The following is a 14741-nucleotide window of genomic DNA, read 5'->3' as shown; positions in this document are numbered from 1 at the left end:
CTCATCTTAGGATTAATTTTGTTTTTATATAGTGTAATCGCCTTTATGCTATTCTTTTCAGTGTATTAGCATTCCCTACACAAATCTATGTTCAATATATAATTTCTATATAGTAAAGAAAAAACATAATGATACGATTTTTTATGTATTCCGTCTTTCTTGTTCTATAAGAAAACTAGTAAACTTACTAACAATGCGTTTTTACAAGCATGTTACTTATTATTCTGTTTATTATCTGAAGAAGGTTGAAGCCCCTACAAATTAAACTACGCTTTACCTATTTACTTATATATTTTAGAAAAACAATAATAATCCCCTACCATTTGGTAAGGGAATTAACTAAACCTACTAAAAAACATTTAATGATCAGTTTTATTTAGTTGGAGAAGGAAATCTTGCTGCTTCAAAATGTGCACCATCTTCTAAAGGACTTAAAACTCCATCTATACTACTTTGTGCATAAATCTCAACTTCATCCCCTGCATTCAATTGAACAATCGTCGAAACACTTACGACATTTCCAAAACTTATTGGACCAAAAAAGTCATTATCTATAGCTATCGCTGCGTTTCCATTCACACGAATTTCTACACGCGCTCTATAATTTAAAGTTGGATCGTTTGGAAAGAAACCAATCGTTCCAATAATAGAATATACACCTTTAGTCTTCGGCATAAAAATAGATGTTGCTGGATTATACTCATTCGCTAAATCAAATTGTTCATTTTGAAATAACACTTTCACAAAAGTATTAGCAGGAACATTTTGATTCACAGTATTTCTAGCTCTAAATGCCGATGCTCTAACAAGATTGTCCTTGTTATCATGACACTTACTAGTGTTCTTACAACAATCATGATGCTTATTTTTATACTCCTTACAATACTTACAGTAGTAATAACAAGACATACTGATTCCCCTTTCAAACTTATTACTATATATTATGTAAGATTGATTTATAAGGTTTGGACTAGCTATTTTTATTATTCATAAGGGCGCTATTAATCTGCACCCTTATTTATATACACCACTTCATTCCTTACTAGTTATAAGTTGTATATAGTTCCATATGGAATAGTAAGAAAAGAACTTCCGTACGGTGTAACATGATGTACTGGGTAAAAATACTCTACGGATGAGTAATATGGTTGTACTCCTTGCTGCTGCATTTGCATTTGTTGTTGCATTTGCAATGCTTGTTGAATAGCTTGGACTGTACTTTGTGCTCCACTATACGTTATAGATGTACCATATGCTGGTCGCATACCAGTTTCAGAATTAAAATATGAATAAAACATGATTCTCAGCTCCCTTCCCGTATAATTTATTACAAATTATATTATGATTCTTTATTTCAGTGGGTACTATAAAGCTAGTCCGCTCGCTTATATTCAAATGACAAAATAAAAAAGTAGTTGCTAGACTACTTTGACTCCTTCTTATCACCAAATGAAATGATATACATATTCTCCTGTTACACGCTCATTAATTCCCGCAACCCTAACGAACCTCAGTAAATCCGCTCCTTGAAGGAAATATACCGAAATCGTAACCGGTACTTGCGACCACATGAATTGATAAAGCTCATTCACTCTCTGATTCGTCGTAACGATTAAATCATTTACAGGTCCATGATTCCATGCAGAGGTTTGAACTGAAGTGAAAGAAAGGTCTTTCCCATTAACCACTATTCTTGATACACTTTGAGTTATGTCCACAATAATCCCCTCCAACATTACAAAAATTGGACCTTTTTTAGTTCATATTATTATAAATATTCTTGACTGTAATAAATGTTTAAGGCAAATCCCTAATAAAGTGAAACTTTAATCAGCTCTCACCAATCGGGCTTTTACTGGCAGCCCGACCCCACCTAACTTCTTTGCTTCCGCTGAATTTTGAGGTGGGGGTATTACTGCCCGACAAATAGCGGGATAAAATTTTTTTATTCATATCCCTCAATTCCCATTACAACCATATAATTTCTAACCTTATTCAATTTTTGTAATTAAAATAAAAAATAGCTAATTCACTACTTAAAAAGTAAAAAAAGCATCAGATTGACTAGTATGTAGATGGTTAAATGAATGTAAAATGTTTTTAAATTATCTACTCTTTTTTTAGTTTGGAAGTAACTCTCATCTCTTCCCATCTTTATACACCACTTTCTTAATCACACTGAACGCAATATTCAATTGATGAGTTTGTCATTTCGTTACCTCCAATTAACGCCTTTGTTCAATGTAGTAATTTTCTTGTATAATAAAAGTTAATTAATCTAGAAGGGATTCTGAGAAAGAGCGAAAAATCAGCTGGAAAGCTTATCGATTTAAATATCTATTCGAAATTAATAAGCGATTAATTTTAGTCACTCTGCCCATACTCAATCAAAGTGTGGGCTTCTTTAATTTCTGTATAAAATTCAAAAGTTTGACACAATCCTGGAAAAAGCTTATAAAGAAAAGTGAGGTTCCATTATTTTCACACTTAGTAGCGCAGTCATGTTACATATAATTTTATAAGTGTGAACGAACTACAAAACTAAAAAACAAATAATAAGTTTGCAACATGTTTGCAAATACGAATTTTGCATATAAATTCGTGTGATATTGAAAGGAGTTTTACTTATGAAAGAAATTAAAACAGAACAAGAATTCAAAGACATCATCGCAAGCGAGGAGCCTGTAGTTGTTAAGTTCTTTACTACATGGTGCCCAGATTGCGTACGTATGGACAACTTTATCGGAGATGTAATGGAAGAGTTCAATAAATTTGAATGGTACTCTATCAATAAAGATGAGTTTCCAAGTATCGCTGAAGAGTATCAAGTAATGGGTATTCCAAGTTTACTTGTATACCAAAACGGTGAGAAGCTAGGCCACTTACATAGTGCTAATGCAAAAACAGAAGAGCAAGTTACTGAGTTTTTAGAAGCATACTAAAATGAAAGCCCTCTGGAAAATATTTTTCAGAGGGTTTTCATCTATTTTCACAATTATCTTTTGAAGTTTTTCATCGTTTAATGAATTACACCTTGTCATGATAAGAATAATACGTAGTAAGAAAAGTATTCGTTTCCTCATCCATCTACCCTCCTATCTCTTTAGTAAATAAACTCCAATTAGGTTCACACCTTGACTTTGTACTTTTCAACATATTTTTCCTTTACGAAACTTTGTTATCCCCTTCTTAAAAAGCTATAAAACGTCAACAATGTTTGTATAGACCCACACGACTTTCGTTTGATACTCTATTTATAGAAAGAAATTCCTTTAAAGAAAGGTGAGTGATTAAAATGGATACTCTTTCTCATAAAGAAGCTGATAAAGGTGCTATTGTCAGCATTATGGCCTACATATTTTTATCCTCTATGAAAATCATCATCAGTTATATTACCCTCTCTAGCGCATTACGCGCTGACGGTTTAAATAACTTAACGGATATCGGTGCTTCTTTAGCGATATTAATTGGTCTAAAAATATCTCGTAAACCTCGTGACCCAGATCATCCGTATGGGCATTCGCGTGCCGAACAAATCGCATCACTTGTTGCGTCCTTCATTATGGCAACAGTCGGATTAGAAGTTGTTATTAGTGCCATTCAATCTTTCTTAAATCCGAAACAAGCAGCGCCTAATGTACTCGCTGCATGGGTTGCTTTATTTTCTGCTGTCGTTATGTACTGCGTGTATTTGTATACGAAAAAAATTGCAGCACGAACAAAAAGTAAATCATTAGAAGCCGCTGCAAAGGATAATTTATCAGATGCACTCGTAAGTATTGGTACCGTAGTAGGTATTGTCGGTTCTCAGTTCCAAATGCCTATTTTAGACCCTATTGCCGCTTTAATTGTCGGTCTTATTATTTGTAAAACTGCATGGGAGATTTTCGTAGAATCTTCTCATATGCTAACAGATGGAATTGATCCTGATAAAATGGAAGAATACGCTGATGCTATTGAGCATATTGGCGGTGTGGAAAACATTGTAGATATTCGAGCACGTATGTATGGGAATCAAACGTACGTTGATATTACAATTGAAGTAGATGCTCGCATGGATGTTGGAGAAAGTCACTGTATTACCGACAACATCGAAGCTATGCTGCGCAAAAAATTTGGAATTTACCATGCACACATTCATGTTGAGCCAATGAAAAAAGAACCTATTATGACATAGGTTCTTTTTTTATGAACGTTTTATGGAATATAACACATAAAACGAGCCAGCTACCGCCAGCTGCCCATCCTGCTAATATGTCAGATGGATAGTGCACGCCAAGATATATTCGGCTAACTGAAATAGATAATACAACAAAGCTTGCTATAAGAATAATTAACAATTTTTTATGCAACGAAATACGCTCTTCAGTAATTGTGACGTATGCAATAAATCCTAAAAAAGCAGTAGCATTCATCGTATGACCGCTCGGAAAACTATATCCAGTTGCAGTAACAAGCTGCGTAACATCAGGTCTTGCTCGTTCATACCATAGTTTAAGCATACTGTTTAAATAACGAGATCCGTAGTAATTAATTGTTAGAAGTAACGCACTAAGCAACTTTTTTCTAACGAGAAAATACATTACAAGAATAATGAGTAATGGAAAATATATTCTTTTGGAACCGATAAAAGACACCCAAGTAAAATAGGTCGTCAAATAATCATTTCGAAAGCTTTGAATAAAATGTGCGACTATATTGTCAAAGTTCTCAATACAAGCGGTATGATACGAAAGTGATAATACGACAAAACAAATGAGTAACGTAAAACTTAGCAAGTATAAATGTCGATATCGTTTCACATACATAACCTCACTATGCAAAAAAATGGAGCGGTTGTTTTAGTTTTCCTCTCCATTTCTTTTTTATGCATAGTTTATTAAAAAATATAATTATTAATTTTCCGCTTCATCTCAGGGATATCTTCTCTTGTTACGGTAAAACGAATCACCTTCTCATCAAGATCAAGCGCCTCAGCGAATAATCCAGCTAAACCACGGGATTTTCTATCTACTTCCATAATAATTTCTAGTCGGTCGTATGCACGTGGCAAGATTAATAATTCTAATTCATCTAATTTCCCATAGTGCTCTCCAGAAACCGGAATAAACTCAAATTCTTGTGCGAATGGAACTTGCTTACGTAATCGGTGCGGTAATTCTTCACATTCTATATGACGTGCTTTAAACCCTAATTCATTTACACTATCTAAAACACTACTTAATAATGCATTGGGTAACACTTGAACGTAGTCGCGGTCACTTGGGTCTATACTACGTTTAATATCAAGACCTGTATGAATCCAAACCGTTTTCATACCAAGTGTAAGTGGTGCTTCAATTGGCATTGGAAAAGAAAATGGAATTTCAACTTTTTCATTCGGTTCTACAGAAAAAGGTTCTGTTAAGCGTACTCGCTCTAAATCATATGTTGCTGTTACTTTTTTATCATCCACTTCTCGTACATACGACGTCGATAATGTTAAGTAAATGCTTTCAATTTGTTGGCTAACTGAACCTCCAGTTATATGAACCTTTCCAACTATTTCTTCCCCAACAATATACTCATCTTTTTCAAGAACAGTATCTACCTTTGCACTTCCAATACCAACGCTTGCTAAAAACTTTTGAAACATGGAGTCTCCATCCTTTCTAAAGCAGAAGCTACATCTTGTTTTAAATCTTGTACATTCTCATAGTACGGCGTTTTTATTTGTAACATTCGCATAAGAATTTCGCGATTATAATGTTCCAAAGTTAATTCTTCGTACCATGGTTTTTCCTGTTTTTCATTAGATTCATATCCTGCATATAATAAAAATAATGAGAAATGACCGAGCGCATAAAAGTCGCTACGAAAGTGAACTTCTCGCATCAAAGCTTGTTCACCTTCGTAAGTTGTAGCTCGCTCATCATCCTCACCTTTCCATTTAGCCAATCCAAAATCAATAATACTAATTTGATTTTCTTTCATTAGTATGTTTGGAATGCGTAAATCTCGATGAATAATGCCTTCACTATGAAACACCGATACAATTTCTAATATTTCATATAAAATCTTAAAAACTTCACGTTCTGTATATACATACCCATCTATGAAAATATAATCTTCAAAATTTTCACCAGGCATGTACTCCATCACAAAGAAGCTCTTTTTCTCCCATATGAAATGATCATATAGACTAGGAATTGCATAATGATTTAATGTTTGTAAAATCATTTTCTCTTGTTCAAATGATTTTCTACCAGACTCATATCTTTGTTTACTTTGTCTTAATTGTTTTAAGACTTTATATCTATTTGTTTGTAAATCATTAACGACGTATGTAACCCCATAACTGCCCATTCCAATTACTGATTCAATTTTATAACGTTCTGCAACAATTGTATTTTTTCGCAGTGGTCTATCAAATAATGCTAGTACACGACACCATTTCATCAGCTACTTGAAAAGAAGCTACGGCTTTTACGTTTTCTTTTATAATGTTGATGTCCATAACCAGATGAACGTCGTTTATAGTCGCTACTTGAATACGAGCGCCCTCTACGACGATAATCACTACTTGAATACGAACGATATTTTTTCTTTCCTAATAAAGAATCAATAATTTTTTTGAACATTCCTTCACCTCTTGAGTAAAATTTCCTTTTCATTATACCAATAATTATTGACTATATTTGTGACAGGTTTGTAAAGAGTAAAAAACGACGAGTTATGCCCGTCGTTACTTTCATTCATCCTCTTCATCAAAAACTTCATCAATCATACATTTCTCTAATAAATACTCAAATGTAATATCTGCGAGATCTTCAATTTCTTCTCGTTTTGGGACGTACCCTCTTTCAATTAGTTGCTCATAAAAAAACTCCGCAATCTCTTCCGTATCAATCACGACTTCAATTTCCTTCATGAGCATCACTCCTTTATTTCTGTTTTATGAAAAAATCTCAAAATTATGTATATGAGATTAGAAAAATAGATTTTATTTTTTTATAGGTCATAAGCTTTGGACGAGATGCATACGATTGTAGTACAAGCTATTCAAAGTCTAGTGGTAATAAGTCAAGAGTAAAACAAGACTGATTTTTTCTAGGTGCGATTTTTTCAGCATACGGAAATAGACCCGACCAAAAATGAAATTTTTTCGGGCCGTTTCCAAGATTGCGTCAATAACAAAGTGTTATTTTTCTATCACGCTCCTTGGTGGCGTGTAGAGTTGATGGTTACGTAGTAGCGTATCCACCAGACGCACAAATTTTCTTGCGGTTAAGACGATGGCTCTTTTGTGTTGATGTTTGGGTGTTTCTTTGTATTTCTTTTGATAAAATGCTTGATATTCAGGCAAATATCTTCTTACTGAATTGGCAGCCTCAACTAAGTAATAGCGAAGATAACGATTGCCTTGTTTGGTTAAGGGCGTATTTTCAGACTGATAATTTCCAGATTGCTTGATTTTNCAATGACAACTTTTGGGGGCTACCTTTTGAACTACTATCCAAAAGCCCAATCAGTTATCGAAACAGCTAGTGTGTTGGTAGTGATAGCAATGGCTCGGGTAACAGACTTTTTATCGTAGACAGAGCTACAGGGGAAATGAGCAAATTCCCGATGGATCCTTTCCATACATCCATTGTATCTGGGAAATTCAATAATATCGAAACAAATTCCGTAAGGAATCTTGTTATCTATTTTTTTTAAAATCAGGGTAATTAGAAAGCAGAAATACTGATCTAAACTATATTCTACGAGGGGGAAATAATAATGGAAAATCAATATGAAGTAGGACAAACAAAAGAAGAGTTCATGCATGAAGATCAATGGGCAGACTCTCTTATAAAGTGGCTTTTTATTTTTTTAATAGTTGTAGGCATACCTTATACTGCATATGTTGTTGTTCAATTTATTCTCTCTTTCTAGTTAACTATTTTTTCTCTGTCAATTTAACTAAATAATTATGAACAACATCCATTACAATTTTATATTCTTCATCTTTAAATGTATCGAACAATAATTGATAATCGTTATAAATATCAAGTAATCCATCAATGATTTCTTGACGATTCGTCTTAACACTCACTTTTTTCGAGTTGTTAATTGACTTTAACTTTCCTAAATCTAATTTATTCATACCGGCTTTATCTTGTTTCATTTTCTTCAAAATTGCATTTGCCGTTTGAGCATTGGCGAGTAACGTTAAATCTGATTCATCCGCTTCTAACCATTCACCATCCGTAATCCGTGACAATTCATAAATTGTATCTTCCCATGCGTCATTCTTATATCTCCATACTTCTGTACGAAAACCAACAATACGGAAAACATCTTTATCATATCCAGTTACTTGCACAAGATCACCAAACGTGAAATTATAATTTAATTCAATCCACTCCGTATCGCCCTTTTTCATATCTTGCTCTGTAACGTGCTGCAATGTTTGCTCTACGTAAAATCCATCATGATTATTGACTTCGTATACATAAACTCCATCTAAAACCTTCATATTTGTGATTTTCCCAACGGTTCCATATAGCGTAATCACGACTATGTCCCCTACGTTGTATTTAGGTTGTTTTTTTCTTGCCATCTCTATCTCTCCTTTTTTTGACGTCGTGATTTTGATATCAGTATATGCAACCTACATAAAAACGCTTATCACAGAAGCTTATATTCATAAATTTTTTCAATAAAAAATATAATCTTATAAAATTTACATTGCACTCAAAAAAAAGCTAGTAACTAGACTAGCTTCAAATCAACAAATTTCATAATAAAAAACATACAGAATACTTCACTTTAAATAAAGTAATGTATTCTGTATGTTTTCAAATAGTTTTTATCTATCTTGTATGTATAAATCCCAGGCTTCATCAAATATAGACATACTTTCTAGCATTCCGCTCAACTCTAAGTATGAACTAATTTCATCATAGTCTTCAGATTGCTTCGGAAAACTTAAATCATCATACATCGCCTCTGCTAAATCTGAAATTTCATTTCTAAATAAAGCTGCACGATGCTTCATCATATAATGGTAAAATGTCTTTTTCAAAAATATTCCCTACCTTTCTAACTTGGGTACATTATACAAGGCAAAAAAGAAAAAAACCAGCATAAAAGCTGGTTAAAAGTCGAAATAATTTCTTTTTAATAGACGCGGTCTTCCCATTAATTCTTCATATGTTAGTTGTTTTGGTAAATCTTTCGTGTAAATTAAGAATAATTGATCTTCAATTTCTTTTACTGTATGGTCTGATTGATAGTCCATCCCGCACGAGGAACAAGAAATACATGGTGTCTCTTGGATTTCAATGGCTTTCGTACCATCTGGTAATTCCCAATATACAGTATTCAAGCTTTCTTTCGCTTCTGTACTGTCACACCACATACAATTCATACTGCATCACCCTCAGTTTTTTTGTCGTTTTCTTCTAACTTAGCCATTTGTGCTTGATATTTTTTATCTTTTAATTGATCGCGCTTATCACGTTTATCTTTTAAAGATGCATGAGTATCATTATCTTCGTAGTCTTTACGACGGTTCATACGCTGTAAGTCGTCTGGAACGAGGTTAAATTTCTTATCGCTCATAAGACCTGCGATACCAACATCTGAACGTTTTTCTTCGTAGTTCGGATAAATCTCTTTAAAGTATCCTTCCGCTCTTCCTGGAATATAGCTCTCTGGCTCTGGATACGTCGTAATAACACCTTCAAAGTTACGAAGTACAACTTTATCTGCACTTTGTGAGATTAAATAGTTTGGCTGAAGTGCAATTTTACCGCCTCCACCTGGCGCATCAACAACGAATGTCGGAACAGCATAACCAGATGTGTGTCCACGTAAACCTTCAATAATTTCAAGACCTTTAGATACTGGTGCACGGAAGTGACCGATACCTTCAGATAAGTCACATTGATAAATGTAGTATGGACGTACACGGATTTTTACTAAGTCATGCATAAGTTTTTTCATAATTGGAACGCTGTCGTTAATACCAGCTAAAATTACTGCTTGGTTTCCGACTGGAACACCAGCATTCGCTAACATTTCACATGCCTTTTTCGATTCTTCAGTAATTTCAATAGATGTATTGAAATGTGTATTTAACCATACTGGATGGTATTTTTTAATAATGTTACATAAGTTTTCTGTAATACGTTGTGGGAATACTACTGGTGCTCTCGTTCCGATACGAATAATCTCAACATGCGGAATCTCTCGTAAATTTTTTAATACATATTCTAAAATTTTATCGTTAATTAGAAGTCCGTCACCACCGGAGATTAATACATCTCGTACTTGTGGCGTTTCACGAATATAAGCAATTGCATCATCTAATTGTTTCTTCGGTACACCCATTCCAATTTGTCCACTAAAACGACGACGTGTACAGTAACGACAATACATAGAACATTGATTTGTTACTAAGAATAGTACACGGTCCGGATAACGATGTGTTAGCCCTGGAACTGGTGAATCTTCGTCTTCGTGAAGTGGGTCTTCTAAATCATATTTTGTTTTATATAACTCTTCCGAAATCGGTACTGATTGCATCCGAATCGGACAGCGTGGATCATCAGGATTCATTAGCCAAGCATAGTACGGTGTAATGTTTAACGGGATCGTTTTCGTTGAAATTTTAACGCCCTCTTCTTCTTCAGGTGTTAAGTTAATCACTTTTCTTAAGTCATCTAACGTTTTGATCGTATTCGTTAATTGCCAAACCCAATCATTCCATTGCTCTTCAGTAACATCTTTCCATAATTCGATATCCTTCCAGTGACGATTTGGTTTGTATACATCATGTAACATTGCTATTCCCCCTTTTTATACGCTCATCCTTTATATAAGCAATAGTTATGCCAACTTTACATTGTTGATAAGTAAATGTGCGGAGAACCCTATTACATAAGCGAAAAAATATTTTTAAGCGTTGTATGAAATCAATACTTAACATCATATTCATTACTTTTTATATATGTAAACGCTCTTTTATTGGTGCAAACACACAAAAACCGCCGATTATTCGGCGGTTTTGTCGTACTTGCTCAGTTTATATTGAAGCGTTTGACGAGGGATACCCAACATTTTTGCGGCTTGTAATATATTCCCTTCCGTTTCAATCAACGCTTGATCTATTAATTCTTTTTCTGTTTGATGAAGTGCTTCTCTAAGTGGCATTATACCCTTCTTCTTCGAAAACTTCTCTTTCCGAAATGTACGTGGTAAACAATTGGCTGTTAATGTATTCCCTTCTGCAATAATAACAGCATGTTCAATCGTATGTTTTAACTCCCGTACATTTCCAGGCCACTGATAAGCTTGCAGTCTATCTTTCGCTTCCTCATCAATTTGAAGTACACCTTTTTTATAACTTTTATTATATTCTTTCAAAAAATAAGATGCTAATAATAGTACATCCTCAGTTCTTTCACGAAGCGGTGGGATATATAATGAAAATACGTTTAAGCGATAATATAAATCAGTGCGAATTTTATTCTCTCGTAAACATATTTCTGGAGGCTGGTTCATCGCGGTAATAACACGAACATCTACTTTTCTCGTCTTATTATCACCAATTCTTCTAATGACTCCATCTTCTAACACTCGTAACATTTTTGCCTGCAAATCAAGAGGCATTGAATTCAGTTCATCTAAAAATAATGTACCACCATCAACAAGTTCAAATAGCCCAGCTCTTTCAATCGCTCCCGTATAGCTTCCTTTTGTCGTTCCAAACAATAAACTTTCTAATAGCGACTCTGGTAAAGCTGCACAATTTTGTGCAATAAATGGCTTGTTTTTTCTTTTAGAAGCTTCATGAATTGCTTGTACGAACAGTTCTTTTCCTGTTCCTGTTTCACCATATATTAAAACATTCGCGTCTGTTGGTGCTACTTTTTGTGCTAACTCTTTCGTCTGTTTAAACCGCGTATCATTTGTCACTATCGTCTCAAATGCAGCGTGCTTTTTAATCACTTTTTTTCTAGATGATCGCTTTATTTTCGACTGTAAGTCAACAATTGTGTCAGTAAGCTTTTGAATTGTAGAGTAATCCTTTGCAATTTCAACAGCCCCAGCAATATTCCCATCTATAAAAATAGGTAACGTCGTATTTACTGTACAAACATCTTCACCATTTAAATTTTGATAATGTTGTACCTGATGTACGATAGGTTTTTTTGTATCTAGTACTTTCATCAATGTACTCGTTTCCCTTGATAAAGACGGGAACGCTTCTAACAGATGTTTCCCTAACACTTTTTCAATCTTCGATCCATCGTGTTTTGCAGCTACAGAATTATAAAATATTGTAATTCCATTTTCATCTACAGCGTGTATAGCCTCATCAATACTGCCCAAAATCGCTTCAATGACTTCTTGTGTCGAAACTGCTAGCAATGTCATCCCCCCTCTTGCCGAAAATCCAGCAATTACATGCCGAATTTTCGGCACACCTATGTGCGATTGTAAGCATGACGATTCCGTTCTATAATTTTAATCAATTTTATATTTTCATTAGATAACTCGAAACTCTAATTAGTACGGCTTTTTCAAACACCCAGCTCCACCTAACTGTTTTGCTTTACAGCCAAATTTTGAGGTGGAAGTTTTACTGCTTTCGAATAGCTAGATAGATCTTTCACCCATATATTCATATCTTCCAACTTATCGAAAATGTAGCAATTATTCGCCAGTCTTCCTGTATACGTATAGCCTAATTGATGAAAGGCAGCATTCATTCCGAAAGAAAGCGATCGAGCAATTGTATAGGAGCAGAAAATAGATCTTTCTTGAAGTTCTTCCTCTAATTTAATTAGTAAACTTTTCATAAATCCATGTTTACGGTATTCAGGTAAAGTAGCACAATTCGTTAATTCTGCATTCCCTTCCTTTATGTTCATTTCTGCAGATGCTGTACTAATAATTTTCCCCTCAAATTCATACACGTAGTAAATTGTATCGTCTTCTTTCATCGTCTGTAATACATAACTCGCTTCATTTAAAGGTGTCGGATACACTTCAAATACTTTTCCGAATACAGTTGCTAATTCTTCTGCATCTTCTTCAGTCGCTTTTCTCAGCAAAAATTTCTCTGGAACTACTTTTTCTTTTATTTCTTTTCCTTTTACACCGCTTAATATAGTATCTTCCTCAATCCAATGCATACTATTTCGTCTTTCATCATTATTATATTTCACAAAAAAGTATGCATCGTGTCCTTGAAAATAATGAGGTATCGTTGCTTCCAACAAAAAACCGAAAGAGAGCCATGTTGAAACATGCTCTCCCTTTCCTTTAATAATACATTTAGTGAAAGAATGTTTCTCTGCTAGTTCGTCAATTGTCTGTATAATACTTTCAACATTTCCTGTATAGTGATCTACCCGAATACGCTTATTAAAATAATCTAAAACACCTTCTACTGTATAACAATTCGTCTGTTCTCTAAAAGATTCATAGTATTTCATTTTTTCACCTCACACCAATCTAGTAATGTACATGCAATAATTTTTGCGGCAGCTATCATTTTATCAACTTCTATATATTCGTTTGGATAGTGTGCTACTTTCGTCTCTCCTGGACCAAATACTATTGTTGGTACGTTTGCAATTTGTGTAAATAAACCTCCATCAGTCCCCCACGGAGATGCTTCAATAATTGGTTCGTTCCCTTCGATTTCAACAAAGTTGTGATGAAGTGTCGTAATGAGTTCATGATTCTCTTCTAGTTCACCAGGAACCCATCTCGCTCCAAACCATTCTACTTCTACTGGATTTTCAACAAACCAATTGTCCACATCATTTAATTCAGCAATCCAATTCTCAAACTCTTCTTTTGCCGCCTCTATAGTCTCATTCGGCGCAACACCGCATCTTCCTTCTAAAATTAATTCATCGGGAACAGAACTTGGCCAACTCCCTCCTTCCATTTTCCCAATGTTAATTGGAATTGGAATCGGAATTTCTTTAAATAACGGATCTGTAATTCGACTATTTCTTTTCTCCTCTAGCTTTCTTACATGTTCTATAACAAACATACTTTTTTCAATTGCACTAACCCCTTCATAGCGCGTTCCACCGTGTGCAGCTTTCCCTTTTACACGTAGACGAAACCACATAGAACCTTGTTGTTTCGGGAAAAACTTCATATTAGTAGGCTCCGGAATAATGACACCATCTGCCTTATATCCTCGTAATATAGTTGCCAATGTCCCTGCTCCGCCACTTTCCTCTTCTATTACACTTTGAAAATAGATGTCTCCTTTTAATTCAATGTTAGATTCAATAATCGCTTCCATCGCAAGCATAAGTGCGACATTTCCGCCCTTCATATCCGTCGTTCCACGGCCATATATACGATTTCCGATTTTCTCACCGCTATAAGGATGATGTTCCCACTGATTCACATCCCCTTCTGGAACTACATCAATATGCCCATTCAATATCATAGATTTCCCGTCGCCACTTCCTTTTAAAGTTGCTACAATATTTGGGCTATCTGAAAAACTTGTACGGGGTGATACAAAATAAGGATGATCTTTCATTTTAGAAAAAGAAGGCTCCCATATATCGAGCTCTAAACCTAATTCACGTAATTTTTCAATCACAATTGCCTGCGCACCGCTTTCATCACCAGATACGCTCTTTTCTTGAATTAATCGTTTTAAAAATTTCACACTTTCCTCTTCATGGCTCTCAATATAATCACAAACTTGCTTTTTTAATTGCTCCATATAT

Annotated in this window: 18 protein-coding genes and 2 pseudogenes; 3 read left to right on the top strand and 17 right to left on the bottom strand. The window is 34.6% G+C overall.

What is annotated here, in order from left to right:
- Positions 1–372 precede the first annotated feature (372 nt).
- The 4 genes and pseudogenes from V6946_RS11620 to V6946_RS11605 all read right to left on the bottom strand — a co-directional run.
- Positions 373–909 carry a C1q-like domain-containing protein gene (locus V6946_RS11620; RefSeq protein ID WP_016122449.1) on the bottom strand — a complete coding sequence of 179 codons (537 nt, stop codon included), beginning with the start codon at positions 907–909 and terminating at the stop codon, positions 373–375.
- A 137-nt stretch (positions 910–1046) separates the two neighbouring features.
- On the bottom strand, positions 1047–1298 hold the full coding sequence (locus tag V6946_RS11615) for a DUF3947 family protein (protein ID WP_000500100.1): 252 nt from the start codon (positions 1296–1298) through the stop codon (positions 1047–1049).
- A gap of 144 nt (positions 1299–1442) precedes the next feature.
- A complete protein-coding gene (locus V6946_RS11610; protein ID WP_000355695.1) occupies positions 1443–1718 on the bottom strand; it encodes a hypothetical protein in 276 nt (91 codons plus the stop codon).
- Between the two features lie 323 nt (positions 1719–2041).
- Positions 2042–2152 (bottom strand): annotated as a pseudogene (locus V6946_RS11605) (2TM domain-containing protein); the annotation flags it as partial.
- Between the two features lie 475 nt (positions 2153–2627).
- Here V6946_RS11605 and V6946_RS11600 point away from each other — a divergent pair.
- Together V6946_RS11600 and V6946_RS11595 are read left to right on the top strand one after the other, a co-directional pair.
- Entirely contained in the window at positions 2628–2942 is a 315-nt protein-coding gene (locus V6946_RS11600) for a co-chaperone YbbN (protein WP_000658787.1), read from the top strand.
- A 353-nt stretch (positions 2943–3295) separates the two neighbouring features.
- Positions 3296–4177, top strand: a complete 882-nt coding sequence (locus V6946_RS11595) for a cation diffusion facilitator family transporter (RefSeq protein WP_000380385.1) — start codon at positions 3296–3298, stop codon at positions 4175–4177.
- Here V6946_RS11595 and V6946_RS11590 read toward each other — a convergent pair.
- From V6946_RS11590 to V6946_RS11565, 6 genes and pseudogenes are all read right to left on the bottom strand, one after another.
- Positions 4167–4802, bottom strand: coding sequence for a phosphatase PAP2 family protein (locus V6946_RS11590; RefSeq protein ID WP_000833370.1), 636 nt, complete (start codon positions 4800–4802; stop codon positions 4167–4169). The two genes, V6946_RS11595 and V6946_RS11590, sit on opposite strands and share 11 nt — an antisense overlap.
- 77 nt (positions 4803–4879) lie before the next feature.
- Positions 4880–5635 (bottom strand): sporulation protein, encoded by a 756-nt coding sequence (locus V6946_RS11585; RefSeq protein WP_000486626.1) that lies wholly within the window; start codon positions 5633–5635, stop codon positions 4880–4882.
- On the bottom strand, positions 5617–6438 hold the full coding sequence (locus V6946_RS11580) for a protein kinase domain-containing protein (protein ID WP_006927693.1): 822 nt from the start codon (positions 6436–6438) through the stop codon (positions 5617–5619). The genes V6946_RS11585 and V6946_RS11580 overlap by 19 nt, the downstream gene beginning before the upstream one ends.
- Complete coding sequence (locus tag V6946_RS11575) at positions 6438–6620, bottom strand: hypothetical protein (protein ID WP_000473371.1); 183 nt, start codon at positions 6618–6620, stop codon at positions 6438–6440. Before V6946_RS11575 ends, V6946_RS11580 begins: the two co-directional genes overlap by 1 nt.
- Positions 6621–6730: 110 nt before the next feature.
- On the bottom strand, positions 6731–6910 hold the full coding sequence (locus V6946_RS11570) for a YozD family protein (protein ID WP_000658451.1): 180 nt from the start codon (positions 6908–6910) through the stop codon (positions 6731–6733).
- Positions 6911–7180: 270 nt separating this feature from the next.
- Positions 7181–7447, bottom strand: a pseudogene (locus V6946_RS11565) (transposase); the annotation flags it as partial.
- Positions 7448–7761: 314 nt separating this feature from the next.
- On the opposite strand from V6946_RS11565, the gene V6946_RS11560 reads away from it, so the two are divergent.
- Entirely contained in the window at positions 7762–7917 is a 156-nt protein-coding gene (locus V6946_RS11560) for a DUF3930 family protein (protein ID WP_000431486.1), read from the top strand.
- 4 nt (positions 7918–7921) lie between these two features.
- Here V6946_RS11560 and V6946_RS11555 read toward each other — a convergent pair whose 3' ends face one another.
- The 7 genes from V6946_RS11555 to V6946_RS11525 all read right to left on the bottom strand — a co-directional run bounded on the left by V6946_RS11555 (position 7922) and on the right by V6946_RS11525 (position 14737).
- Complete coding sequence (locus V6946_RS11555) at positions 7922–8584, bottom strand: hypothetical protein (protein ID WP_000101499.1); 663 nt, start codon at positions 8582–8584, stop codon at positions 7922–7924.
- 249 nt (positions 8585–8833) lie between these two features.
- Complete coding sequence (locus V6946_RS11550) at positions 8834–9049, bottom strand: YozE family protein (RefSeq protein ID WP_000750717.1); 216 nt, start codon at positions 9047–9049, stop codon at positions 8834–8836.
- A gap of 72 nt (positions 9050–9121) precedes the next feature.
- Positions 9122–9394: a YokU family protein gene (locus tag V6946_RS11545; RefSeq protein ID WP_000995763.1), complete on the bottom strand. Its 273-nt coding sequence runs from the start codon at positions 9392–9394 to the stop codon at positions 9122–9124.
- A complete protein-coding gene (gene ablA / locus V6946_RS11540) occupies positions 9391–10812 on the bottom strand; it encodes a lysine 2,3-aminomutase (RefSeq protein ID WP_000902142.1) in 1422 nt (473 codons plus the stop codon). Before ablA ends, V6946_RS11545 begins: the two co-directional genes overlap by 4 nt.
- 210 nt (positions 10813–11022) lie before the next feature.
- Positions 11023–12408 carry an arginine utilization transcriptional regulator RocR gene (rocR, locus tag V6946_RS11535; protein WP_011110073.1) on the bottom strand — a complete coding sequence of 462 codons (1386 nt, stop codon included), beginning with the start codon at positions 12406–12408 and terminating at the stop codon, positions 11023–11025.
- A 164-nt stretch (positions 12409–12572) separates the two neighbouring features.
- A complete protein-coding gene (gene ablB, locus V6946_RS11530) occupies positions 12573–13472 on the bottom strand; it encodes a putative beta-lysine N-acetyltransferase (protein ID WP_000878594.1) in 900 nt (299 codons plus the stop codon).
- Positions 13469–14737, bottom strand: coding sequence for a peptidase (locus tag V6946_RS11525; protein WP_006925185.1), 1269 nt, complete (start codon positions 14735–14737; stop codon positions 13469–13471). Before V6946_RS11525 ends, ablB begins: the two co-directional genes overlap by 4 nt.
- Between the last annotated feature and the right edge of the window lie 4 nt (positions 14738–14741).

The sequence above is a fragment of the Bacillus sp. PPSBB_2 genome (genome assembly GCF_045291115.1).
GTDB classification, from domain to species: Bacteria; Bacillota; Bacilli; order Bacillales; family Bacillaceae_G; genus Bacillus_A; species Bacillus_A cereus.
This window is presented reverse-complemented; position numbering and strand designations above follow the sequence as displayed.